We start from the raw sequence: 24874 nt of genomic DNA on the forward strand, positions 1-24874 counted from the left end.
TTACTTCACCGGGGTGAAGTTCAGGGCCAAATCGATCAGCAAACGGGTTCCGAACCCTGTCGCTCCCTTCGAACGCCAGACATCGTCGGCGTCGACCTGCATGGTCCCCGCGATATCGAGGTGCGCCCAGGGGATGTCCCCGACGAAGTCGGCCAGGAACAGTGCGGCGAGCGTCGCACCGGCGAACTTGCCGCCCATGTTCGACATGTCCGCGACATCCGAGTTCAGCTGGTCGCGGTAGCGGCGTTCGAGCGGAAGCTGCCAGATCGACTCGTCGGTGGCGAGGGCAGCGGCGCCGGCCTGATCGATCAACGCCTGGTTGTTGCCGAGCACCGCGGCCGTGCGCAGGCCGAGCGCCATCATGGCGGCCCCAGTGAGCGTGGCGATGTCGACGATGGCGTCCGGCGACTCTTCGCCGGCGAGAACCAGGGCGTCGGCGAGCACGAGGCGACCCTCGGCATCCGTGTTTTTGACCTCGACGGTTGTTCCGCCGCGAATGGTGAGCACATCGCCCAGTTTCATGGCCGAGCCAGACGGCATGTTGTCGGTGCACATCAGGAAAGCAGTGACAGCGGTCGGGCAGTCGAGGTCCTGCAGCGCGGTCATGGTGGCCAGAACGGCGCCGGCGCCGGCCATGTCCATCTTCATGGCAAGGTGCATGGGGTCCGACGGCTTGAGGCTGATTCCGCCCGAGTCGTACATGATCCCCTTGCCGACCAGGGTGAGCTGGGCGGGCGCGGCCGTGGCTTCGCTGGTGCGCGGCGTGTAGCTGATCTTGATCATGCGAGGCTCTTCGACGCTGCCGGCATTCACGCCGAGCAGTCCGCCGAGGCCGAGCTCGGTGACCTGCTTCTTGTCACAGACCTCAACGGTGAGGCCGTGCTCGGCGCCGAGAGCGACGGCAACGTCGCCGAGGTCGGTGGCGGTGAGATGCCCGGGCGGGGTGTTCGCCAGATCGCGGGCCAGGTTCGCGGCCTGCGCCAGAATCTGCCCGGTGCGGATTCCGGCGGTGACGTCGTCGATCTGGTCAGCGGCAACCACAATCTGAAGCGTCGACAACGCCACGTGCTTGCTTGTGGACTTGAGTTCGGTATACCGGTAGCGCGCGAGCAACGCTCCTTCGGCGACCAGACGACCGAGAGTGTTCGGCGCAATCGCGAACTCGCCGCCGATGACCAGTGCGAGGTTCTCCGCCCGGCGTGCGGCGCGGGTGAAGACCGCCGCGGCATCGCGCAGCACGGCCTCGGACTGGTCGGCGGCGTCGCCGGCGCCGACGGCGACCAGCTCGGGGCCTGAGGCCTGCGGAATCACCAGCGACTGGCCGGCTTTTCCGTCGAAGCCGGCACGGGTGAGGGCATCACGGTCGATGCCGAGCGCGGCAGGAACGGCGCCGGTCGTGCCGATCAGAAACCCGATCGCACCGGGAACGCCCGAGTCGCCGGCTTCGGCGACAGCGGTCACCGTGACCGCCTGCGCAGCGACCAGCGACGGAGTCGCGGAGAACGTGGCGGGAATGAGTTTGTAGTCGCTGGAGGGCATATCAATGTTCCTTAGGCTGCGTGGTTGCCGGCTGCGTGGTTGCCGGAGGGCGTGGGAAAGGGGTGGTGACCGGTCGCATCGAGGTCATCCACGTGGTCGGCTTCCTCGAGTTCTTCCTCGCTGGCCGGGTGACCAGACGAGAGTTCGGCCGGGAGGTCGCCGGGCCGGTAGTTCGGCATCCGTCCGGCGGGAATGATCGCCAGGACTGCGATCGATGCCAGCGCGAGCAGCGAGATCTTGAGGGCACGCAGTCGGGCTTCCTCGTTGAGCGCCACCGCCGCATCCACCTGCTCCGGAGTCGCGTTCGTCGTACTCAGCACGTCCTCGAGGTGGTCGTTGGTGACGAAGTTGATGCTGTTCAGGTCGACCTGACCCTTCAGATCGTCGGTCAGGGTAGCGTTGCCGGCGACACCGCTCAGCACCATCGCGCTCAGCACACCGACGGCGAACACGCTGGCCAGTGCGATGCCGACACTTCCCGAGATGTTGTGCACGAGACCGCGCCAGGCTCCGACGTCACCGGCGAGCGTCTTGGGCGCGGCCGAGAGCAGCGTGTTGAAGACCAGGGCGACGATCGCGCCCTGACCGAGGCCGAGGGTGATCAGGCCGAGGATGACAAACACCTGTTCCCACTCGTTGCGAATGGTGAAGGCGAGCAGGATCAGGCCGAGTGCCACGACGACGAAGCCGACGCGGGCGATCTGACGCGGAGGGAAGCGCTTGTACAAGGTGGCGACGATGGTGCTGGCCACGAAAATGGAGAGGGTGTACGGGATGACCGCGATCGACGTCTGAAAGCTTGACCGGCCCTGCACGATCTGGATGTACAGCGGGATCAAGAAGTTAGCCGCGGTGCCGACGAACAACATCGCCGCCATGCAGATTGTGGTGGCCTTCTCCGAGCTGGTGCGCAGCACGTCGAGGTCGAAGATCTGCGGGTTGCCCTGAGCCTTGCGGCGGCGCAGCCAGGTGAAGAAGACCTGGCCGCCGATGATTCCGAGAACGATCAGGATCGGTGCCGGTGAGATTCCCAGGATAGTGAACGGCGCATCCTCGGTCGCGAGTACAACGCCCCAGCTGTTCAGCCCGCTGAACCCGAAGCTGAGCAGGATGACTGATGCCGCGGCGATGAGGGCGCCGGTCCAGTCGATTTTCACGTCTTTCTGCGGGGCCACCGGCTTGAGCCTGAAGCTGAGCAGCAGGTTGATCACGGCGAGAACAACGATGAGCGCGAAGGAGTAGCGCCAGCCGATGGTGGAGGCGAACGTACCGGCGATCAGCAAGGCGAGAACTCCGGCTCCCGGGATGGCGGCGGCCAGGTAGCCGATGGCCTTGGCCTGCTGCTGTCCGTGGAAGTTGGCGGCGATGAAGACGACCAGCGCGGGGGCGATCAGCGCGATGACCGCACCGGATGCCGCTTGCGCGATGAACAGCATGGCGGGGGTGGCGCTGAGCGCGACGGCGGCCATCGCGGCACCGTGAATGACCACGGCGATCTGGAAGACCCGGCGCGAACCGAACTTCGCGCCGACCTTCGCGCCCAACAAGATGAACGCGGCCATCGCGAAGGTGCCCGCGGTGATCGCCGTTCCCACGCTGGTCGCGGGCGTATTCAGCTCGGTGGTGATTCCCTGCATCGAGACGGTGAGCGCGTTGACCGCGAACGACGCTTGGATCTGGGTGAGAACAACCACGATCAGCGGCAGCCAGGAGGCCTTCACTAACGTTTCGGTGTGATCTGTTGCTGCGGACATCTGTCTACGCTCACAATCCCCTGAAGGCACGACCTGAATTTCCTCGGTGGGAGGTCACTACATTATCCAGGCCCATTCGACGGAGATTGTGCCGAAATCGCCCAGCAATTGGGCGATTTCGGCCTCATTCACAAGAATCTCCGTCGAATGGGTGACCTCCGTCCGGGACTACACCAGCGAGTCCCGCCAAGCCGCGTGCAGTTGAGCGAACCGGCCGGTGCCGGCGATCAGCGACTCGGGTGACCCGTCTTCGACGATGATCCCGTGCTCCATCACGAGCACGCGGTCGGCAATCGCCACGGTCGACAGACGGTGCGCGATGATGACCGCGGTGCGATCGGCGAGCAGCGTCTGCAGACCCTCCTGCACCAGACGTTCGCTTGGAATGTCGAGCGACGACGTCGCCTCATCCAGGATGAGCACGGCCGGGTTGGCCAGGAACGCCCGCGCGAACGAGATCAGCTGCCGTTGACCGGCTGACACCCGGCCCCCGCGCTTGTTCACGTCGGTGTCGTAGCCGTTCGGCAGCCCGACGATGAAATCGTGAGCACCGACGGCCTGGGCGGCCGCAGCGATCTCGTCGAATGTCGCATCCGGTTTGCCGATGGCGATGTTGTCGGCGACCGACCCGCTGAACAGGTAGGCCTCCTGCGTCACCATGACGATGGCGCGGCGCAGATCTTTCGGATGCAGATCGCGCAGGTCGACACCATCGAGCTCAACCCGGCCGTCGGTCGGGTCGTAGAACCGCGAGATCAGCTTGGCCAAGGTTGATTTTCCGGCCCCCGTCGAGCCGACCAGGGCGATGGTCTGCCCGGCCGGCACGTCGAGATCGAAGTGCGGCAGGATGACCCGATCGGTCTTGTAGGCGAACTGCACATTGCGAAAACGCACCTCGCCCTTCGCCTCCCACAGGTCGACCGGGCGCAGAGGGTCCGGCACGCCGGGGCGCTCCTCGAGCACGCCCGAAATCTTCTCGAGGGCGGCGGCAGCCGACTGGTAGGAGTTGTAGAACATCGCCATCTCCTCCATCGGGTCGAAGAACCGACGTGCATAGAGCAGTGCGGCCAGCAGCGTACCGATGGCCAATTGACCGTCGGCCACCCGGAAACCGCCGACCAGCAGCACAGCGGCAACCGTCACGTTGCCGATCAGCACGAGTCCCGGGTCGAAGATTCCGAACAGCTGAATCACTCGGCTGTTCACCGCCCGGTAGTCCTCGACGAGATCGCCGAACTCCTGCTCGTTGCGCTTCTCCTTGCGGAACGCCTTGACCGCCCTGATCCCCGTCATAGTCTCGACGAAATGCACGATCAGGCGCGCCGAGGCCACCCGGCTCTGCCGGAACTGGGTCTGTGACCGCACCTGGAACCAGCGGGTCAGCACGGCCAGCGGGATGAGCGCGCCGAACAGTACCAGCCCACTCGTCGGGTCGAGGATGATCAGCGAGATCGCGATGAAGACCATGTACAGCACGCCCTGCAGCAGCTGGTTGATACCCGAATCCAGCAGTTCCCTGATGGCGTCGAGGTCGCTCGTCTGCCGCGAGATGATCCGTCCGGAGGTGTACGACTCGTGAAACTCCAGGCTCAGCTTCTGGGTGTGCAAGAAGACGCGCTTGCGCAGGTCAATCAGCACGGCCTGGCTGATGCGCGCCGACATGACCGTGTACCAGGCGATCAGCACGGCGCCGATCACGCCCGTGAACAGGTAGACGACACCGGCAGCGGCCAGCGGCATCCAGTCGTTGTTCATCAACGCTGGCAGCCCGGTGTTGAGGCCATACGCGATCAGCGCCGGACCGGCCACCTGGGCTGCGGTCGACACGACCACGACGACGAGGGCGAGGGTGACCCGCCAGCGCTCGGGGTGCAGCAGCGAACCGAGCAGCCGCAGCGAGCGCTCTCGAATCTGGGCACTCTCCGCCTTGGTGAAGTCGTTGCGTTCTTCGCCTTCTACTCCGGTGACACTCATCGCGTTCCCTCCTCTCGGGCGCTCTCTCTGCGTTCTTCGTCTTCCAGACTGGAGATGACGAACTTGTAGTGCTCATTGCTCACGAGCAGCTCGGAGTGCCGCCCCACCGCGGTGATTCTGCCGTCTTGCAGCAGCGCAACCCGGTCGGCGAGCGTGACCGTCGATGGCCGGTGCGCGACGACCAGAGCAGTCGTCGAGGCCAGCACATCACGCAGCGCAGCTTCGACCAGAGCTTCGGTGTCGACGTCGAGCGCCGACAGGGGGTCGTCAAGAACGAGCACGGCCGGGGACGCGGCCACCGCCCGTGCCAAGGCGAGGCGCTGGCGTTGACCGCCGGAGAGGCTCATCCCCTCTTCGCCGACCTTGGTGTCGACGCCGTCGGGCAGGTCATGCACGAACCCGGCCTGCGCGATGCGCAACGCTTCCTCCAGCACGGCGTCGGCTTCGGCGCTTCGCCCGGCGAACTCCTCACGACCGAGCAGCACGTTGTCGCGCACGGATGCCGAGAACAGCGTCGCATCCTCGAACGCCATCGCCAGGTGTCGGCGCAGCTCTTCACGACTGAGCTGGCGCACGTCGACGCCGTCGAGGGTCACCGCGCCATCCGTCACGTCGTAGAGACGCGTCGTCAATGCGGTGAGAGTCGACTTGCCCGAACCGGTCAGCCCGACCAAGGCCATCGTCTCCCCCGGCTCGAGCACCAGGTCGACCCCGTTCAGCAGGTCGGGCACGTCCGCCGGTGAATCGTGGTAGCGGAAGTGCACGTTCTCGAAGGCGAGGCGGCCGCGCGGCTCACTGATCGTCACCGGGTTCTCCGGGTCGGTGATCGTGTTCGGCGCGTCGAGAATGTCGAAGAACCGGTCGGTGGCCGTGCGGGTGTCGAAGGTCATCGACAAGAGGAATCCGATCGACTCCACTGGAAAACGCAGCACCGTCGCCGTGGCGAAGAAGGCGACCAGCTCGCCGAGACTCAACTGGCCGAGGCTGGCCAGCCAGACGCCGACCACCAGGCAGAGCGCGAACGCGACGTCGGGAACGAGCAGCAGCCACAGCCAGATTCCGGCGATCGCGCGAGCCTTCTCGATTTCGGTGCCGCGCAGGCTTTCCGCCTGCGACGAGAAGTTCTTCAGCGCGAAACTGCCGCGACCGAAGGCCTTCAGCACCCGGATGCCGTGCACCGACTCCTCGACGGCGGTCGCGAGGTCGCCGGCTTGATCCTGGCTGCGGCGGGCGATCACCGAGTACTTGTCTTCGAAGACGTAACCGTAGATCCAGATCGGGATGGAGCAGACCAGGAAGATGAGTCCGAGCACCCAGTTGATGGAGATCAGGATCCCGAATCCGATGATGATGGTGATGGTGTTGACCACCAACAGCACCGTGCCGAACGAGAGCCAGCGGCGAATCAGGTTGAGGTCGCTCACCGCACGGGAGAGCAGCTGGCCGCTCGGCCACCGGTCGTGGAAGGTCACGGGCAGGTCCTGCAGCCGGGTGTAGAGCCCGTTGCGCATGGCCGCCTCAACGTGCGTGCCGGGGTTCAGCACGAACCAGCGCCGCAGCCCGATCAAAATCGCCTCGAGGATGCCGAGGCCGAGCACGATTCCGACGGCCGGCCAGATTTGGCTTGTGTCACCGTCGGAGAGCGGTCCGTCGACGAGCCAGGCGAGAACCTGCGGGATCGCCAGCGCGACGAGTCCCGCGAGCAGTGCCGCCACCGTCCCGAGGTACAACCGCGGCATCGCGGATCGGGCATAGGGGTAGAGCCGCATCAGCGTGCGGAAGGTGTTGAGTCGGGCCGGTGCGATGGGCTCGACGGGTTGAGGCGGATGTTCGGGCGAGGTGAGTGTGGTCACGTTGATTCCTGATGTGGTGATGAAAATGGGGTGGCGCGGCCACCGACGTCTGAGGTGCGGGTGTGGTTCGGCATGCTGCCGTTGCCACCCGGATCCAATCGATTTCCGGGATGCCGCGGCTCAGAAGCCGAGCCGGTCATGCGTGGAGATCTGCCATGCGTCGGGCCCCCGGGCGGACAGGCAGAGTGTGGGCGTGTGCGGGAATGCAACGGCGGAGTTGCTCCGCCGGTTCTCGCTACGCGGCGATCGGTTCCGACGGATAGCGAGCAGTCACTCGGAGGGAGGCGCCAAATTCAGCGCCGCTGTTCGCAACCGTTGCGAGCGTAAGCCGGGCTGTCTTTGTCATGTCTGCCTCCTGGGCGCATCATCGTCTTGGGCCGCCCCGTTCAGGCAGCCTTTCAGAATATGGCAAGGAAAGCTTCAGGCGCAAGCATTTATTTCTGGCAACCGGTGATCGAGCCTGTCGAGATCTCCTGGCCACGTCTCGAAATCGGCGAAACGTGGTCACTTCGACGAGCTCAGTACATCGCTCGACAGCTCGACCACCGAGATGCGCGGGTTAGGGCAGCAGGTCGCTGTGATGCGCCTCGACCACGTTCGGGTGCGCGCGCAGGCGGTAGCGCAGCGCATTGTCACCGTAGGTTTCAAGAATCGGGCTGTTCGTCGGGTCGACCGACAACCCGCGCGTCTCAGCTTCGAGTTCCGGCGGCAGGTCGAGGCGCGGCATGATGGCGTCGAGTGCCGGGTTGAAGAAGAACGGGATCGAGATTCGGTCGTCGCCGATCCGCGGCGAGATCACCCGGTGCAGGGTCGCCTTGAGGTAGCCGTGAGTGGCCAGCTCGAGCATCTCCCCGATGTTGACCACGAACGCACCGGGCACCGACGGCGCGTCGATCCAGTCGCCGTCATGTTCCACCTGCAGGCCGCCCTTGCCCGGTTCGACGAGTAGCAGAGTCAGCACTCCGCCGTCGCGGTGAGCTCCGACGCCCTGCTTCGATTCCGGGTTCGACTCCCCCGGATAGCGCACGATCTTGGTCAACGAGAACGGATGCGTCGCGAACGCGTCGTCGAAGACATCCTCTGCAGCCCCGAGCGAAAGCGCCCACGCCCGCAGCAGGCGCAGCGCGAGCGCGTTCAGCTCGTCGTTCCAGCGCAGCGCCACCTCGCGCAGTTCGGGCAGAGCCTCCGGCCAGAGGTTCGGTCCTTCGAGCCGCCAGTATTCGGCCACCCCGGGGCCCGGTTCGACGACGTCGCGCTCGACGCCGATGTCAATCTGCTCGCGCCAGTCGATGTCGCCGTGAGTGAGCTCCCCGCCCACGCGCGTGTAGCCGCGGAACTGGGGGCTTTTTACGTTCTCGATGGCGAGTTTCTGCTCCGCCGGAAGCTCGAAGAAGCGTCGTGAGACCGCCAGGAGGTCGTCGGTCAGTCCCTGGTCGATGCCGTGGCCCACGAGGTAGAAGAACCCCACGTCGTGCGTGACGCGTCGAAGGTCCGCGCGAAACGCGTCGGCTTCGGCCGGTCCGGCATCGAGGCGGGACAGGTCGAGAACGGGAAGAGAGGTGAGCATCTCCCTATCGTGACAGGGCTTGCCTCAAACGCGCTGGATGTTACGCCGTACTGGCCAGAGCCGCAGCCGACCCATGCAGAACGGGCCGGCGCCCTCGTCTGAGAGTGCGCCGGCCCGCCGCTATGACTGGTGATTGCTAGTGGAAGAAGTGACGTTCTCCGGTGAAATACATTGTGACGCCGGCTGCGGTTGCCGCGGCGATGACCTCATCGTCGCGCACCGATCCGCCGGGCTGCACGACCGCGGTGATGCCCGCGTCGAGAAGCACCTGCAGGCCGTCGGCGAAGGGGAAGAAGGCGTCGGAGGCCGCAACCGACCCGGCCGCACGGTCACCGGCGCGGGTGACCGCGAGCTGGCAGGAATCGACCCGGTTCACCTGGCCCATTCCCACACCGACGGATGCCCCGCCACGCGCCAACAGAATGGCGTTCGACTTCACCGAACGGCAGGCCTTCCAGGCGAATTCGAGGTCGGCGCGGGTCGCCGCGTCGGCTTCCTCACCGGCCGCCAGCGTCCAGGTCGACGAGTCGAAGTCGTCGAACGCGTCGGCTTCCTGCACCAGCAGGCCGCCGGAGATCTGGCGCAGCTCCATCGAGGAGCGACGGTAGCCCTCCGGCAACTCGAGCAGTCGGATGTTCTTCTTCGCGCTCAGCAGTTCGAACGCTGCCGGTTCGAAGCCGGGCGCGACGAGAACCTCGGTGAAGATCTGGCTGACCGTCTCGGCCATGCCGAGGGTGACGATGCGGTTGGCCGCGATCACACCGCCGAATGCCGACACCGGGTCGCAGTCGTGGGCGCGGCGGTGAGCGGATGCGATCGCGTCGGTGGCTTTCGAGCTCGCGACGGCGATGCCACAGGGGTTCGCGTGCTTGATGATGGCCACGGCCGGCTCGTCGAAGTCGAAGGCGGCGCGCACGGCCGCATCAGCGTCGACGTAGTTGTTGTATGACATCTCTTTGCCGTGCAGCACGGTGGCCTGGGCGATGCCCGCTCCGCCTTCGCCGAGGTAGAGCGCTGCTGCCTGGTGCGAGTTCTCGCCGTACCGGAGCACGCTGCCGCGCTCGGTTTCGATCACGAGCGTGTCGGGGAAGGCCGCTTCGGTGTCGAACGCGGTAGCGGCGCTCTCGAGCAGAGTGTCGAACTGCTCGAGGATCTCGCCAGCGAGCGTCTCGTCGTCATCGGCCCACTGGTCGTACACGTTCTCGGTAAACCAGGCGGAGACGCTGAGGTCGTAGCCGGCGGTGTGCTCGAAGGCGAGCGAGGCCAGCTTCTGGCGGAGGCGCAGGGTGGTGCCACCGGCCTGCACGGCGGCGATGACCTCGTCGTAGTTCTCGGGATCGACGACGATCGCGACGTTGGCGTGGTTCTTGGCGGAGGCGCGCACGAGGGCCGGTCCGCCGATATCGATCTGCTCGATCACGTCGGACGGGGCTGCACCCGACTCAACGGTCTCGACGAACGGGTAGAGGTTCACGACGACGAGCTGGAACGCGGCGATGCCGAGGTCCTGCAGCTGGTTCTCGTGGTCTTCGAGGCGCAGGTCGGCCAGGATGCCGGCGTGCACTGACGGGTGCAACGTCTTCACGCGTCCGTCGAGGGATTCGGGGAATCCGGTGACCGCTGAGACATCCGTCACCGCGTGGCCGGCCGCACGGATCGTGGCGGCGGTCGATCCGGTGGAGACGATTTCGACGCCGGCGGCGGCGAGCACGTCGGCCAGCTCGATCAGGCCGGTCTTGTCGCTGACGGAGATGAGGGCGCGCGTGACGGGCACCTGGTCCCGGTCGCGGTAAAGGCTCTGCGCGTTAGTGTGACCGCTCATGCGTGGGAAAGCTCCTTGAGATCGACGTGTCCATTGGCGATATCGAGAACTGCCTGCACAAGCAGACGGCGTTCGACAGGTTTGATGCGTTCGTGCAGGGATGCCTCGGTGTCGCCCGGCAACACCGGCACCCGTTCCTGCGCGATGATCGGTCCGGCATCGACACCGTTGTCGACAACAATCAGGCTGGCACCGGTCTGGGTGACGCCGGCGGCAAGGGCGTCACGCACGCCGTGAGCGCCGGGAAATTCGGGAAGGTACGCCGGGTGCGTGTTAATCAGGTGTGGTGAGAGCGCTTCGACCACGCGCGCGGGAAGCAGGCGCATGAGCCCGCTGAGCACGACGAGGTCGGGTTGCCACTGCTGGATCTGGGCGAGGAGTTCATCGCCCCAGGCGTCACGGCTCGCGTGCGAGCTGAAGGGCACCGTGAAGGTGGGAATACCGAATTCCTCGCCGAGGGCTAGGCCGTCGGCGTCGCGATCGGCGCCAATGGCGACGACCCGCGCGGGGAATTCAGCGTCTTCCGACGCTTCGAGCAGTGCGCGCAGGTTCGACCCTCCGCCAGAGATAAGCACGACCAGTGACAGCACCCTCTGAGCTTACCGTTACCCGCTCGTGCTCCTGCCGTGGGCATCCGGCTCGCACTGACAGCATCCCCGTCCCGCCCCGCCCCCTGCGCCGAGTTTGAGTGTTGCGGTCGAGCTTGCCGGGCAGAACAGGGCAACTCGACCGGAAGTCTCAAGCTCGGCGAGTTACTTGGGGTTCGCAGAGACGCTTGAGGTTGAGGCGCCACTCGAAACGGATGCCGCGCTCGACACGGATGCCGCGCCGCGACTTCCGGCGAGCATTCCAAGGCAGGCGGCGATCCCGATTTCGACTGCGGCGACAACGCCGACCAGCAGCGGATTCGGCCCGACCTCGACGAGACGCCCCGGCCCCATCGCGCCCGCTGCCGCCCACGAGGCCAGGCCGAACAGCACTCCGGCGACAACGCCGATGCCGCCGCCGGAAGAAAGCTGCCCGGTCAGGGTGGGTACCGGCCGACCGGCCTTGTCGGAGCGGCGCCGGATCAGCAATGCGGTGAAGAAACCGATCAGCACCGGAACCAGCAGCCACAGAAAACCACCGGCCGGCGCACTCTGCGGCAGGGCGCCGAAGATCGGCAATCCTGGAACAGCGCCGAGCGAGGTGCCGACCGGGGAGACACCCGTACCGACGCCGACCGCGAATCCCGGACCAATCAGCCAGGCCGCCGCCCAAATGACCAGGTTCGGCAACATCGCGAGCTGCGCCACGGTCAGGGTGATTCCGCCGACAACGCCGGCCTGCACCGTTTCGTAGAGACCGATGATCGTCGCGAAGTTCGCCAGGATGAGCACCGCCACAGCGAGTGCCGCCACCCCGACGACCGCGACGAAGGCCGCCGCGCCTCCACGCAGAGACTCAGCGATCGCGAGGCGGGCCGTGCCCGGCAGATCGAGAAAACGTTCACGGATGGCACGGGCCAGGCCGGTGAGGCGACCCAGCCGAGGCGGCGTCGCGGCTTCCTTCGCCGATCGCGATGTCGCATCCGTCGTGTGCACCCCGCGCCCGAACACTCCGAGCACGCCGACCACCACGCCGGCAGCGTAAATCAGGGTCGGGAACACGATCGCCTGGGGCAGCGACGCGGTCACCGCGCCGTTGCCCGACGAGACGGCGATCAGGGTCGTGAAGACGCCGTAGCTGGCGATCGCCGCAAGAACGCCGATTATCGGGTGCGGGGTTTCGCTGGCGCGGATGCCGGTGCGCACGCCGAGGGCGACGGCCAGCACGGCGAACCCCAGCAGCGCGATGCTCAACACGAACGGAACCTCGGCGCCGGGAAGAGCCAGAGCGCCGACCATGGCGGCCGGAAGCTGCACGGTGAGATCGACGCCGTTGCCGAGCAGCCACACGGAGGCGGCCGCGTCCCAGAACACGCTCCAGTCGACCGCCAGCTCGAAATGGGTTGCCCAGAGCACGGTCAGCGGAACGAGCGCGATCCCGACGCCGATAGCGACGACGATGAGGGCCTCGAGTGCGGCGAGCAGGGCGGTAGTTGTGCGATTCATCGGCTTTTGAGCCTACCCGTCACGCACCCGCCATCCGACTCCCCCGCCGGGAGCGATGATCTTCTGACATTTTCGTCAGGGCGCGGATGCCCGGCAGCGGTCGACGAGGCCGCACCTCACGCCCTGCAAGTGGGTGCGCAGCCGATCACAGCGGAGTAGCGTCTGCACCGAGCGAGACGAATTGCCACCGCAATCTCGTCACCCAGCGCCCAGAGGCACCGAGGCGAGGAGATACCTCATGGCAGAGAAAACCGAGACTGCCGTCTCAATTCCGGCAAGCGTGCTTCTGCGCATCGAGAATTTCAAGGATCCCCGCCAGGAATGGCGGAGACTGTTCTCCGAGCTCTACGGCACCTTTTTGCTCGTGATCGTCGCGGCGGGAGGCGGCATGATGAGCCAGGCGTTCCCGGGCACGATCTCGCGCACCGCCGCGGTCGTGGCGCCGGGCCTCATGGTGCTCGGCGTCATCCTGTTCATGGGCAAGGTCTCCGGAGCGCACCTGAATCCGGCAGTGAGCATTGCGTTCGCGTTGCGGGGAGACTTTCCGTGGCGGCGCGTGCCCGGCTACATCATCGTGCAGCTGATCGGGGCGACCCTCGCGAGCCTCCTGCTCACCGCCGTCATCGGGGTGTCTTCGAAATACGGTTCGAACTATCCGGCGTCGAACTACTCGGATTGGGCGGCGTTCTGGATGGAGGCCTTGCTCACCCTCGGCCTGGTCAGCGTGATTCTCGGCACCGCGTCCGGGGCTCAGAATGTCGGACTGTTCGGGGCGTTCGGGGTCGGGGCCTACATCGCCCTCGCCGGGCTCTGGGGCAGTCCCATCTCCGGCACCTCGATGAACCCGGCCCGCACATTCGGGCCCGATCTCGCCTCGGGCGACTTCAGTAGTTACTGGGTGTATGCGGCGGGGCCGGTCGCCGGGGCGGTCGTTGCCGTGGGAATCGCCTTTGTGCTTCGTGGGCGCGGGGGCGGCAAGTCCGGCTCCGGAGCGGCGCAGGGCGCCCTGTACACCGAGGTCACCGAGGCTGACCAGGCCTGACTGCCGCGCAGAACGCTACGCCGGACTTCTTCACAGGAGCCGGCGGCAACGTCGTCTGCGCGGTTACTTGCGGTATGGCGCCCGGGCGAGGGCGATGAGGGCCGTGGCGCCGACAATCACGCCGACGACCACCCAAACGATGAGGCCGATTTGAAAGATTTCTTGCATAGCCCCCAGTATCACTCCGCACGGTGGTTCTGTCACGAGAATCGAGGTACGCACGAAGGGCCCGCCGAAACCGGCGGGCCCTTCGAGCATTCAGAGAATTCGTGACTTACAGTGCGGCGAGAACCTCGCGCAGCAGGGTCGCGGTCTCGCTCGGCGTCTTGCCGACCTTGACTCCGGCGGCCTCGAGGGCCTCCTTCTTGCCCTGTGCGGTTCCGGCTCCGTCGGAGACGATGGCGCCGGCGTGGCCCATGGTCTTTCCTTCGGGTGCAGTGAAGCCGGCCACGTAGCCGACGACCGGCTTGGTGACGTGAGCCTTGATGTAGTCGGCGGCCTTCTCTTCAGCGTCGCCGCCGATTTCACCGATCATGACGATCGCGAGGGTCTCCGGGTCGTTCTCGAAGGCTTCGAGGGCGTCGATGTGCGTGGTGCCGATGATGGGGTCGCCACCGATACCGATCGCGGTCGAGAATCCGAGGTCGCGCAGTTCGTACATCATCTGGTAGGTCAGGGTGCCCGACTTCGAGACGAGGCCGATCGGGCCCTTGCCGGTGATGGTCGCCGGGGTGATGCCGACGAGCGACTCACCGGGGGTGATGATGCCGGGGCAGTTCGGGCCGATGATGCGGGTCTTGTTGCCCTTGGCCTTGTTGTAGGCCCAGAACTCAGCCGAGTCCTGCACCGGAACGCCCTCAGTGATGATGACGAGCAGCGGGATCTCGGCGTCGATGGCCTCGATCACGGCGTCTTTGGTGAAAGCCGGCGGAACGAACGCGATGGAGACATCCGCGCCGGACTTCTCCATCGCCTCAGCGACGGTTCCGTAAACGGGCAGTTCCACGTCGCCGTGCACGACACTGGTGCCGGCCTTGCGGGCGTTGACGCCACCGACGACCTGCGTGCCGGCCTTCAGCATGAGGGCGGTGTGCTTGGTGCCCTCACCGCCGGTGATGCCCTGCACGATGACCTTGGAGTCCTTGTTGAGGAAGATTGACATTCTCGAAATTCCCTTACTTCGCGGCGTGGGCGAGTTCGGCGGCCTTGTCGGCGCCCTCGTCCATGGTGGCGGCCAGAGTGACAAGCGGGTGGTTCGCCTCGGCGAGGATGCGACGGCCCTCTTCGACGTTGTTGCCGTCGAGGCGCACAACGAGCGGCTTGTTCGCCGCGGAACCGAGCTCGGCGAGCGCGCCGACGATGCCCTTGGCGACGGCGTCGCAGGCGGTGATGCCACCGAAGACGTTGACGAACACGCTCTTGACCTGCGGGTCGCCAAGGATGACGTCGAGACCGGCGGCCATGACCTCAGCGGATGCTCCGCCACCGATGTCGAGGAAGTTGGCCGGCTTCACGCCGCCGTGGTTTTCACCGGCGTACGCGACGACGTCCAGCGTCGACATGACCAGTCCTGCACCGTTGCCGATGACACCGACCTCACCGTCGAGCTTGACGTAGTTGAGGTCGTTCTCCTTGGCCTTCGCCTCGAGCGGGTCTGCTGCAGCAGCGTCTTCGAGAGCGGCGTGACGAGGGTGACGGAAACCGGCGTTCTCATCCAGGGTGACCTTGCCGTCGAGGGCGATGATGTCGCCCTCTTCGGTGAGAACGAGAGGGTTGACCTCGACGAGCGTCGCGTCCTCACCCTTGAAAACGTTGTAGAGCTGCACGAAAACCGGTGCAACCTTCTCGACGAGCTCGGCCGGGAACTTCGCGGCAACCGCGATCTCACGAGCCAAGTCGAGGTCGATTCCAGCGTTCGGGTCGATCGACGTGTAGGCGAGCGCCTCCGGCTTCTCAACCGCGAGCACCTCGATCTCAACGCCGCCTTCGTAGCTGGCAAGCGAGAGGTAGGAGCGGTTCGAGCGGTCGAGCAGCACCGAGAAGTAGAACTCCTGCGCGATGCGGGCGCCACCGGCGACCATCACGCGGTTGACGGTGTGACCCTTGATGTCGAGTCCGAGGATGGCGCGGCCAGCGGCCTCTGCGTCATCCGGAGTCTTGGCGACCTTGACGCCACCGGCCTTACCGCGGCCACCGACCTTGACCTGGGCCTTGACGACCACAACACCACCGAGCTTCTCGGCGGCTGCGCGCACCTCCTCCGGAGTGTCCGCGATGATTCCCGGAAGGACCGGGACTCCATACTCTTCAAACAGGTCTCTGGCCTGGTATTCGTAAAGATCCACGCTGCTCTTCCAATCCGCAACTAGCGTTCGTGCATGGTGAGGGGGTCACAGGCACAGTTGTTGGCGCGAAATTAGCTCGACGTCAAGACATACTGGCCGCTCTCAACTCTACCTCGCTCAAGCCGCCTGATTCCGCGTGCGTCGGCGCCAGAACGTGAAATGAAACGCCCGCCTCCGCATTCGCGGTGACGGGCATGTCAAGGGGAGACTCAGGGCGACTAGACAAGCACCTTGAGGCCGGTGTTCCAGTTGAACGTGTCGAACTCGGGGTTGGCCTGCAGGGTCATGATGACGAACTGGAACCCTTCCAGTTCCCGTGAGCGACGCAACGGCCCCACGTCGATGGGGCGCAGGCCGGCATCGGCGACGAAGGATGCGACCGCAACTTTGGCCTCGGCGTCGTCTCCCGCGATGAAGATGTCGAGTGGCGCGTCGGCAACCGAGCCGGAGACCAGCGTTCCGGCAAATGCGGTGTTGAAGGCCTTGACCACGGATGCACCCGGCGCGGCAAGCGCGGCGATCTCCTCGGCAGCGGATGTTCCGGGGGCGACGACGAGGGAGTCAAACGTCGTGAAGTCGACGGGGTTCGTGATATCGATCAGCACCTTGCCGGAAAGCGCCTCACCATACGCGGCCACAACCTCTTGTGCCGCATCGAACGGCAGAGCCAGCACGACAAGCGCCCCGGCAGGAGTCGCATCCGCGCTGCTGCCGAATGCGACGGAAGCGCCGAGCTCCGCGGCGAGCGCCTGCGCCGCAGCCGAGTCCCGACCGAGGATCTCGAGGGTGCGACCGGCAGCGACAGCACGCGTGCCGATGCCGCGAGCCATGTTGCCGGTTCCGATGATGGTGATGTCAGTCATGGTTTCTCTTTCTGAAGTTCAGTTATTGGAACGATGCCGTCACTCCCCCACGATTTACTTGAAGCGACAACTAAATCGTAAAACACTTAAGTTGAAGCGTCAAGTTAAATGTTAGAATCGACGTATGACTGAACCCCGCTGGCTCTCGGAAGATGAACGTCTGGCCTGGCTGCGCTTGGTCGCCGTCACGATGCTGCTGCCCAGCCGACTCGAGTCCGAGCTCAAGCGAGACGCCGGTCTCAGCCACTTCGAGTACTACGTGCTGGCGATGATCTCGGAGAGCCCGGACAAGCAGCTGCTTCTCACCGAGTTGGCCTCACGCACCAACTCGTCGCTGTCACGCCTGTCGCATGTGATCGGCCGGCTCGAAACGGCCGGATATCTCACCCGCTTCCCCTCTCCGGTTGACGGCCGGGCCTCGATCGCCGCACTCACCGACGCCGGTTGGGAGAAAATCGTGGCCAGCGCCCCCGGACATGTCACTGAAGTGCGCGAAGTGGTCTTCGACCCCCTCTCGGCACGGCAGGTAGCGCAACTCAGCGAAATCTGTGGACAACTGTTGACCACACTTGACCCGGAGCATCACCTTCTCGGCTTGGGGTAGCCGGCTGCCCATAGGCTTGGTGCATGGCAACACAGCGTTTCTCGTCAGCATCCGTCGTCTCGGCCGCCGCCCTCGACGCCGCGTTCGTACTCCTCTTCGTGCTGATCGGTCGCGCCAGCCACAACGAAGGCCTTGCCGGTGTGCTCACCACCTGGTGGCCATTTCTCGGCGGTCTCGCGATCGGCTGGCTGATCGTGCGCGCCTGGCGCCGCCCCGGTGCCATCGTCTGGACCGGGCTCGTGGTGTGGCTCTGCACGGTCGTTGGCGGACTCGCGCTCCGCGCCCTCGTCGGCCAGGGTGTTCAGCTGAGCTTCGCGATCGTGACGACGCTCGTACTCGGCGTCTTCCTCCTCGGCTGGCGAGCAGTCTGGCTGCTGGTTCGCCGGGTGCGCTCTGCTCGTTCGTCACAGCGAAGCGTCAACTCGTAACAGCGGAGTGATTATTACGGCGGAGTGTGAATTCGACGCGGATTCAACGCGGATTCGACGCGGATTCGTTCTGGGGCTGAGCCTCAGGTGGCACTGCGCGGGAGGAGAGAATCATCGGTCTCCGTCTCGGTGCTCCCTTCGCTCGTAATCACCGTAATTGCCTCGGTCGTGATCTTGCTGGCGGCGAGTGCGCGAGCGCGCCGTTCGTCATCATTCCAGCCCCGCATGTCGCTCATGACCGAGACGGTACCCCGGTGCGAACCGGTCGGCTAGCTCTAGCGGCAGCCGAATTTGAGGGTAAATTCGGCGGGCTGAACGAGCACTGAATGCGGCCGTGCTCAGCGCTCGAAATCGTCCTCTTCGACGACGATTCGCTCGTCGGCATCGATGCCGGGTTCGACCTCTCCGGCGACCGGTTCTTCTTCATCGAGCGGCTCATCGACATCATCGATCGGGCGTTCGTCGTCGACCACCGGCTCCGCGGCATCCGGCAGTCGTGGCCACAAGCTGTCTGGATCGCTTGGCATGGTCGGCCTTTCACCTCGTGAGGGCGGTTCCCCGGGAACATCAACGCTACGCTCCCGGCCTGACGCAGACAAGCATGCGGGCACGGCGACGTGCCCCCGCCCGTCAGTCCGGAATACACACTTGCCGGCGCCTGAGCGGACGACGCTCAGGCCACGGGCGAGGGAGCGTTGCGCCGGTTCACGACGGCACGAGTGATCAGCACAATCGCCATGGCGATGATGCCGCCGAGCGCAGTCTCCACCAGGCGATCGACAAGCAGTGTCGGGACCGCAACCGGAGTCGCCAGGTGGGCAACGGTGAGCGCGAGCGGAGTCACGAACAAGAGGGCGGCTCCGTAGTGTTTGGCGATCAGGATCTCGGCACCGAACTGACCGAGGGCGATGACCAGCACCAGCACCCAGACCGGCGGCCCCGGAAGCAGGATGAGGCCCGTCACGAGAACTCCGCCGGCGGTTCCGATGATTCGATGGATGGCGCGTGAGGTGGAATGCGCGGCACCCGGCGGTGGTATCACTGCGACGACGCTGACGACCGCCCAGTACGGATGGCCGATCCCGACAGCGATCGCCAATCCGCCGGCCACGAGCACACCGACCACATTCTGAACGATGGCGAGCCAGACCGTCGAGTCGTGAAATGCCGCACCGCGCACCCGGGGCTGACGGGGCAAAGTTTTGAAGAGCCCGGTCGGCGCATCGGCAGCGGCGCGACGGATGAGCCAGCCCGACATGGTGAGCGTCCAGGCAAACGCGGTGGCGATCACTCCGACGAGAAGCCGGGGGCCCACTTCATCGACCGGAGTCGGCACCTGCGAGCAGACCGTGTACGCGAAAACGAAGAAGATCGGCGTCGGCGGAAACAGGCCGACCGCCGCCGCCAGCAGCAGCCCAGCGACGATGACCAGAACCAACCCGGCTGCGAGCAGCGGCAGCGCTGCCCCGGAGGCGGCCATCGCCACGCCGAGGGCCATGCTCACCAGGAGACCGAGCGCCGCGACACTCACCGTGCGCAGCCGGATCCGGTACGGCTCGCTCCGCCCGTACAGGGCGGTCATCGCCCCGAACGTGGCGTAGGGCGCCCAGTCGATACGGCCCAGTGCGATCAAAACGATCAGCGGAATCACCGTCGCCAGGGCTGCCCGGGTTGCCACCTCGACGTCGAGCCGACGCAGATTCTTGATCCGGTCGAACAGGCCTTCCGGCCTGTTCGCCGCTTCTGAGCCTGCCCCGGCGCCCATCAGATCTTTTCGATCGGCGCAACCTTGATCAGCAGTTTCTTCGCGCCAGAGGTGTCGAACTGCACGTGAGCAATGCGCTTGGTCCCCTCGCCGGTCACCTGGTTCACTCGGCCATCGCCGAAGTCGACGTGACGGATGCGATCGCCGGCTTCGAGAGTGAGGTCGCCGTTGTCGCGCACCTGCGCCGTGATCCGATTCGCCCATTCGGTTTTCGGCTTCGGCGCCGGCGGCAAACCGGCCGGAACCCGCTCGCTGCTGCTTCCACGGAATCCCGAGCCGCCGTAGCCACCCGACCCGCCAGAGAAGCCGTCGCGCCGGGCATTCAGGGCGCGCGGCTGGGTGCCGCCGCGGGAGTTAGCCATGCCCGGAGACTGCTTCCAGTCGATCAGCTCGACGGGAATCTCCTGCAGGTACCGGCTCGGCATGGCCACGTTCACCTCGCCGAACTGTGCGCGGCTCATGGCCAACGACAGGTACAGCCGCTTCTTCGCGCGGGTGATTCCGACGTAGAACAGGCGTCGCTCTTCGGCCGGGCCCCCGGGTTCGCCGGCCGACATCTGGTGCGGTAGCAGCCCCTCTTCGACACCGGTCAGGAACACGGCGTCATACTCGAGGCCCTTTGCGGTGTGCAGGGTCATCAGCGACACGGTGCCCGACTCGTCGTCGAGGTCATCGGCCGCGGCGACCAAAGACACCTGGGTCAAAAAGTCGACAAGTCCGCCGTCGGGGTTCTCCCGATTGAAGTCCTTGGTCTGGGCAACGAATTCTTCGATGTTCTCGGCCCGCGCTTCATCTTGCGGGTCGCGGCTGTTGCGAAGCACCGCGAGCAGCCCGCTCTCCTCAAGCACGAAGCTCAGAATCTCGGCCACGTTGGCGACACCGGCCGGGTTCTCCGGGTCGAGCTTCAGGGCAGCCTCATCGAGCAGACGGGCCAGTTGCAGGATCGACCCGGTGACCTTGGGGCCAAGGCCGAGCGCGGCGGCATCCCGCATCGCCTGCCGGTAGCTGATGCCGTTGGCCTCGGCGAAGCTGAGAAGCGCCGTCTCGGTCGTCGGCCCGATACCGCGCTTCGGGGTGTTCAGGATGCGGCGCAAGGCCAGCTCGTCGGCCGGGTTCGCGACGGCGATCAAGTAGGCCAGAGCGTCTTTGATCTCGGCACGCTCGTAGAACTTGGTGCCGCCGACCACGCGGTACGGAACCGCAGCCCGCACCAGAATCTCTTCGAGCGCACGGGTCTGCGCATTGGTGCGGTAGAACACGGCCATGTCCCGGTAGGCCATACCGCTACTGTGCAGCGCCTCGATCTCGTCGGCGACGAACTGCGCCTCGTCGTGACCGGAGTAGGCGGTGTAGCCGACGATCTTCTCGCCCGGCCCGTCGGCGCTCCACAGTTTCTTGTCTTTGCGATCGAAGTTGTGCCCGATCACCGCGTTGGCCGCCGAGAGAATGTTCTGCGTCGACCGATAGTTCTGCTCGAGCAGCACCACCTGGGCGCCCGGAAAGTCACGTTCGAATTCGCTGATGTTGCGGATGTCCGCACCGCGGAAGGCGTAGATCGACTGGTCGGAGTCGCCCACGACCGTGAGTGAGGCGCCCGGGATGGCGCCCGTCGCATCCTGCACGTTGCGCACGTGCAGCCCCTGCGCTTCCATCTCTTCGGCGATCTCGGCGGTGACCGGACGGGTCAGCTCGCGGATGAGGGAGTACTGGGCGTGGTTGGTGTCCTGGTATTCGTCGACCAGGATGTGGCGGAATCGGCGCCGGTAGAGCGCGGCGACCTTCGGGAACGCCCGGAACAGGTAGACGGTCTCGCCGATCAGGTCGTCGAAGTCGAGCGCGCTCGCATCGCGCAATCGCTTGGTGTACTGCCGGAAAATCTCCACGAACATGACCTCTTGCGGGTCACTCATGTTCGCGTTGCGCGAGTACGAGTCGACGTCGGCGAGTTCGTTCTTGAGCTTCGAGATCTTCGATGACACATTGGCCGGGGTGAAGCCGAGAGTGTCGGCGTCGAGGCTCTTGATGATGCGCTTGAGCGTGACCCTGGTGTCTGACGAGTCGTAGATGCTGAAGTTGGTGGTGAGGCCGGCCTTCTCTGCCTCGCGACGCAGGATGCGCACGCAGGACGAGTGGAAGGTTGAGATCCACATGCCATCGGCGCCCTGCCCGAGCAACGCATGCACGCGCTCACGCATCTCGGCTGCGGCCTTGTTGGTGAACGTGATCGCGAGGATCTGGCTCGGCCAGGCTTCGCGGCTGTCGATGAGGCTGGCGACCCGACGGGTGAGCACGCTGGTCTTGCCGGAGCCGGCACCGGCGATGATCAGCAGGGCGGGGCCGCGGTATTCGACGGCGATCCGCTGTTGTGGGTTGAGCCCGTTCAGCAGACGCGACTCCCCTGCGCCATGACCGGAGCCCTGGCCGTTGCCGTGACCGGCGCCCGGCCCGGCCCCGAACGCCGCGCCCTGGCCGGGCCCGTAGCCGTCAAGAATGATGGGTACCGCGGAGGCCTGATTCGCGGGCGTGGAATCGGGGTTGGAGAGTGTCGTCATGTCGGTCCAATTGTAGATGTTGCCCCTGACACCTTGCCGGGCAGGGCATCCGTCAGAACCGAGCGTGTCCGCGGATGCTCAGAGCGCGTTGCGCACGGCGACGGCGAGATCGGGATGGTCGGCGAAAACGCCGTCGATCCCGGTGCCCATGATCAACGCGAACTCGGCCTGCCAGGCCCCGAAGTCGGCGCTCACCGTTCCCGTGCGAAACGAGCGGGCAAGAAACTTGTTCTCCGGACGCAGCGTCCAACAGTAGATTTCGAGTCCTGCCGCGTGGGCGCTGTCGATGAGGTCCGACGTGCCGGAGACCTCGCCGGCGGCATTCCTTTCGAGAATGAGTTTCTTGTTCACGCTCACCCCGTCCACGTGCCCAGCGAGCTCATAGAGGCCGGCCGCCGTGAGGGAGTCGGCATAGGGAGTTGCGGCGCTGCCCAGCTGGGACACCTCGTCAAAGGGTGCGCCAGATGCTTCGATGAGGTACACCCGCTTTCCGTAGATTCCGCGCGAGTAGACCTGATCGAGCACATGCTTTTCGAAGCTCTCGATCACGAGGCGCCCGTCGCCCTCGTTCCAGCCGGCCTCATTCACCTCGGCCGCGAACAACTCGTCGAGCGGCAGACCGATCGACTCGAAATAGGTGGCGTGCTTGATCTCGGCGACCATGCTCAATTGCCGGGGCGTGCCGACCGAGGCGTCGTCGATCAGGTCGAATACATCGCGCAGCCGCATGATCGGAAACGCGCCGTCGAAGCTGGCGCTCGATTTGCGGATTGCCGGGATTCGCTCGCGGGCGCGCAACGTTTCGAGCTCTGCCCACGTGAAGTCTTCGGTGAACCATCCCGTCAGGGCGACTCCATCGATGTGTTTCGTGGTGCGGCGGTCGGCGAACTCCGGCCGGCTCGCGACATCCGTCGTGCCGGAGATCTCATTCTCGTGGCGCACCACGAGAATCCCGTCGCGGGTGGAGACGATGTCGGGTTCAATCGCATCGGCTCCGAGGGCGAAGGCCAGCTCGTAGGCCGCGCGAGTGTGTTCGGGACGGTAGCCGCAGGCGCCGCGGTGTCCGATGACAATCGGATGCGGTGATGCTGACCTGGTCATGCGACAAGGTTAGTCGCGGCCTGCCAGAATCAATGTTGTGAATTTTTGGAGCGAGCCGACCCGCAGCCTGCGCCTGCGCTGGGGCAGCTACCAACCGCGCTATCTCGTCGGCTTGGCCGCGATCGTTGTCGGTGTTGCCGCCACAAACCTCACCAGCACGTACAGTCTGTGGTTCCTGTTGATCGGCCCCGTAGTGCAAATGATCGGCTGGCTGTGTCTGCCTGCGGCGCTGTGGCGCCGGCTTCTCGTCGTGCTCCCCTGCATGATCGCTGGCCTCATTCCGGTCGCCGGCCCTGATTTCGTCGGGGCGTTCGCCGCGCTCCTCGCCGCGTGGCTGCTCGTGCGGCATCGCCCCGCTGTGAGCTACCTGGCTGTGTTGGCGCCGATCGCCGCCAGCATCGTGGCCAAGTTCACTTTGCACGAGTACACGCAAACCGCGTTCGCGTTGTTGTTCTGCGCCGGGGTGAGCGTGGCGTCGGCGTGGTTCGCCCGGCAGCTCGCCCGGTGGCGCGACGAGCAACGAGCGGCTCGGCGCACCGCCAGCCAGTCCTGATCAGCACGGTCATTCGGCTGACATTCAGCGAACCTGAACGTTCTCTCAGATAGATTGGAAGCAGCGTCGAATTCGGCGCGTCCCCGTCCCCAGTTGAATGTGAGCCCGGACACCATGGCAACTTCCAACCCCGCGTTCTCGCGCAACCCGGCCTTCAGCGCCCAGGGCGCCCAGACAGCGACCCCGGTCCTCTCCGGCGACGAACTGCAGCAGATGTACAACGCCCCGTCGGCGGGCGCGCTGGACACCGACCGGATGACGTACGAAGACACCATCGTCAAGTCGGCGCTCTGCTTCGCTGTTCTCGTTGTCGCTGCAGTGGCCGGCTGGATGCTCACCCCCGGCCTACCGTTCCTGCCGTTCCTCGGCGCGATCGTCGGACTCGTGCTCGGCCTGGTCAACACCTTCAAGAAGGAGCCGTCGCCCGGCCTGATCGTGGGCTACGCCGCAGCCGAGGGCCTCTTCGTCGGTGGTATCTCGTACGTGTTCGAGGCCAAGTTCGGCGGCGGCCTGGTCTTGCAGGCTGTGCTGGCCACCCTCACGGTCGTCGGCGTCACGCTCGCCCTCTTCGCGAGCGGCAAGGTCCGTGCCTCGAAGAAGGCCACCAAGGTGTTCCTCATTGCGATGGTCGGCTACCTCGTCTTCTCGCTGATCAACGTCGGCGTAATGATCTTTGGCAACTCGGATTCTGCCTTCGGCCTCGGCGGCGACGTCAAGATCCTCGGCATCCCGCTCGGCGTGATCATCGGTCTGCTCGCCGTGCTGATGGCCGCCTACTCGCTCGTGCTCGACTTTGACTTCGTCCAGCGCGGGGTCAACAACCGAGCCCCCCGCAAGTTCGGTTGGAGCGCCGCCTTCGGCATCATGGTCACCGTTGTCTGGCTCTACGTCGAACTGCTGCGCATCTTCGCAATCCTGCGCGAGAATTAAGCGACACTCGCAACACGTCGACAGGGCCGCTCCTCACCGAGGAGCGGCCCTTTTGCATCCGTCCGCCGCCACGACAGCGCCAGGCGACG

Annotated in this window: 21 protein-coding genes; 5 read left to right on the forward strand and 16 right to left on the reverse strand. The window is 65.5% G+C overall.

Annotated features, from left to right (window positions below; translation table 11 throughout):
• The 8 genes from AB4Y63_RS10010 to AB4Y63_RS10045 form a co-directional block, all read right to left on the reverse strand.
• Entirely contained in the window at positions 1-1539 is a 1539-nt protein-coding gene (locus tag AB4Y63_RS10010; RefSeq protein ID WP_441790906.1) for a leucyl aminopeptidase, read from the reverse strand.
• An 11-nt stretch (positions 1540-1550) separates the two neighbouring features.
• Complete coding sequence (locus tag AB4Y63_RS10015) at positions 1551-3293, reverse strand: MFS transporter (protein WP_441790907.1); 1743 nt, start codon at positions 3291-3293, stop codon at positions 1551-1553.
• A 168-nt stretch (positions 3294-3461) separates the two neighbouring features.
• Positions 3462-5267: an ABC transporter ATP-binding protein gene (locus tag AB4Y63_RS10020; RefSeq protein WP_441790908.1), complete on the reverse strand. Its 1806-nt coding sequence runs from the start codon at positions 5265-5267 to the stop codon at positions 3462-3464.
• Positions 5264-7036, reverse strand: a complete 1773-nt coding sequence (locus AB4Y63_RS10025) for an ABC transporter ATP-binding protein (protein ID WP_441790991.1) — start codon at positions 7034-7036, stop codon at positions 5264-5266. Before AB4Y63_RS10025 ends, AB4Y63_RS10020 begins: the two co-directional genes overlap by 4 nt.
• A gap of 643 nt (positions 7037-7679) precedes the next feature.
• Positions 7680-8687 carry an isopenicillin N synthase family dioxygenase gene (locus tag AB4Y63_RS10030; RefSeq protein WP_441790909.1) on the reverse strand — a complete coding sequence of 336 codons (1008 nt, stop codon included), beginning with the start codon at positions 8685-8687 and terminating at the stop codon, positions 7680-7682.
• Between the two features lie 136 nt (positions 8688-8823).
• A complete protein-coding gene (purH, locus tag AB4Y63_RS10035; RefSeq protein ID WP_441790910.1) occupies positions 8824-10509 on the reverse strand; it encodes a bifunctional phosphoribosylaminoimidazolecarboxamide formyltransferase/IMP cyclohydrolase in 1686 nt (561 codons plus the stop codon).
• Positions 10506-11099 (reverse strand): phosphoribosylglycinamide formyltransferase, encoded by a 594-nt coding sequence (gene purN / locus AB4Y63_RS10040; RefSeq protein ID WP_441790911.1) that lies wholly within the window; start codon positions 11097-11099, stop codon positions 10506-10508. Before purN ends, purH begins: the two co-directional genes overlap by 4 nt.
• Positions 11100-11261: 162 nt before the next feature.
• Positions 11262-12602, reverse strand: coding sequence for a cell division protein PerM (locus AB4Y63_RS10045; RefSeq protein ID WP_441790912.1), 1341 nt, complete (start codon positions 12600-12602; stop codon positions 11262-11264).
• A 238-nt stretch (positions 12603-12840) separates the two neighbouring features.
• Here AB4Y63_RS10045 and AB4Y63_RS10050 point away from each other — a divergent pair, with 238 nt between their 5' ends.
• On the forward strand, positions 12841-13644 hold the full coding sequence (locus AB4Y63_RS10050) for an MIP/aquaporin family protein (RefSeq protein ID WP_441790913.1): 804 nt from the start codon (positions 12841-12843) through the stop codon (positions 13642-13644).
• Between the two features lie 274 nt (positions 13645-13918).
• On the opposite strand, the gene sucD is transcribed toward AB4Y63_RS10050, so the two are convergent.
• The 3 genes from sucD to AB4Y63_RS10065 form a co-directional block, all read right to left on the reverse strand.
• The gene (gene sucD / locus AB4Y63_RS10055) at positions 13919-14806 is read right to left on the reverse strand and encodes a succinate--CoA ligase subunit alpha (RefSeq protein ID WP_441790914.1); all 888 of its coding nucleotides are present in this window, start codon (positions 14804-14806) and stop codon (positions 13919-13921) included.
• 13 nt (positions 14807-14819) lie between these two features.
• A complete protein-coding gene (sucC, locus tag AB4Y63_RS10060; RefSeq protein ID WP_441790915.1) occupies positions 14820-15989 on the reverse strand; it encodes an ADP-forming succinate--CoA ligase subunit beta in 1170 nt (389 codons plus the stop codon).
• Positions 15990-16207: 218 nt separating this feature from the next.
• Positions 16208-16852 carry an NADPH-dependent F420 reductase gene (locus AB4Y63_RS10065; RefSeq protein WP_441790916.1) on the reverse strand — a complete coding sequence of 215 codons (645 nt, stop codon included), beginning with the start codon at positions 16850-16852 and terminating at the stop codon, positions 16208-16210.
• Positions 16853-16976: 124 nt separating this feature from the next.
• Between AB4Y63_RS10065 and AB4Y63_RS10070 the strand changes: the two genes are divergently transcribed.
• Both AB4Y63_RS10070 and AB4Y63_RS10075 read left to right on the forward strand, forming a co-directional pair.
• Entirely contained in the window at positions 16977-17456 is a 480-nt protein-coding gene (locus AB4Y63_RS10070) for a MarR family winged helix-turn-helix transcriptional regulator (protein WP_441790917.1), read from the forward strand.
• A gap of 23 nt (positions 17457-17479) precedes the next feature.
• On the forward strand, positions 17480-17884 hold the full coding sequence (locus AB4Y63_RS10075) for a DUF3054 domain-containing protein (protein ID WP_441790918.1): 405 nt from the start codon (positions 17480-17482) through the stop codon (positions 17882-17884).
• 83 nt (positions 17885-17967) lie between these two features.
• Here the strand turns inward: AB4Y63_RS10075 and AB4Y63_RS10080 are convergent, their stop codons facing one another.
• The 5 genes from AB4Y63_RS10080 to AB4Y63_RS10100 form a co-directional block, all read right to left on the reverse strand.
• Positions 17968-18120, reverse strand: coding sequence for a hypothetical protein (locus AB4Y63_RS10080; RefSeq protein ID WP_441790919.1), 153 nt, complete (start codon positions 18118-18120; stop codon positions 17968-17970).
• A 102-nt stretch (positions 18121-18222) separates the two neighbouring features.
• The gene (locus AB4Y63_RS10085; RefSeq protein ID WP_441790920.1) at positions 18223-18411 is read right to left on the reverse strand and encodes a hypothetical protein; all 189 of its coding nucleotides are present in this window, start codon (positions 18409-18411) and stop codon (positions 18223-18225) included.
• Between the two features lie 146 nt (positions 18412-18557).
• Entirely contained in the window at positions 18558-19649 is a 1092-nt protein-coding gene (locus AB4Y63_RS10090; protein ID WP_441790921.1) for an FUSC family protein, read from the reverse strand.
• The gene (locus tag AB4Y63_RS10095; protein WP_441790922.1) at positions 19649-22201 is read right to left on the reverse strand and encodes an ATP-dependent helicase; all 2553 of its coding nucleotides are present in this window, start codon (positions 22199-22201) and stop codon (positions 19649-19651) included. Before AB4Y63_RS10095 ends, AB4Y63_RS10090 begins: the two co-directional genes overlap by 1 nt.
• Before the next feature lie 78 nt (positions 22202-22279).
• Positions 22280-23302, reverse strand: coding sequence for a glycerophosphodiester phosphodiesterase family protein (locus AB4Y63_RS10100; protein ID WP_441790923.1), 1023 nt, complete (start codon positions 23300-23302; stop codon positions 22280-22282).
• A gap of 37 nt (positions 23303-23339) precedes the next feature.
• Here AB4Y63_RS10100 and AB4Y63_RS10105 point away from each other — a divergent pair, with 37 nt between their 5' ends.
• Both AB4Y63_RS10105 and AB4Y63_RS10110 read left to right on the forward strand, forming a co-directional pair.
• Complete coding sequence (locus AB4Y63_RS10105; protein ID WP_441790924.1) at positions 23340-23855, forward strand: hypothetical protein; 516 nt, start codon at positions 23340-23342, stop codon at positions 23853-23855.
• A 114-nt stretch (positions 23856-23969) separates the two neighbouring features.
• Positions 23970-24785 (forward strand): Bax inhibitor-1/YccA family protein, encoded by an 816-nt coding sequence (locus AB4Y63_RS10110; RefSeq protein WP_441790925.1) that lies wholly within the window; start codon positions 23970-23972, stop codon positions 24783-24785.
• Positions 24786-24874 lie beyond the last annotated feature (89 nt).

It is taken from the genome of Leifsonia sp. YAF41 (genome assembly GCF_052113185.1).
Lineage (GTDB): Bacteria > Actinomycetota > Actinomycetes > Actinomycetales > Microbacteriaceae > Cryobacterium.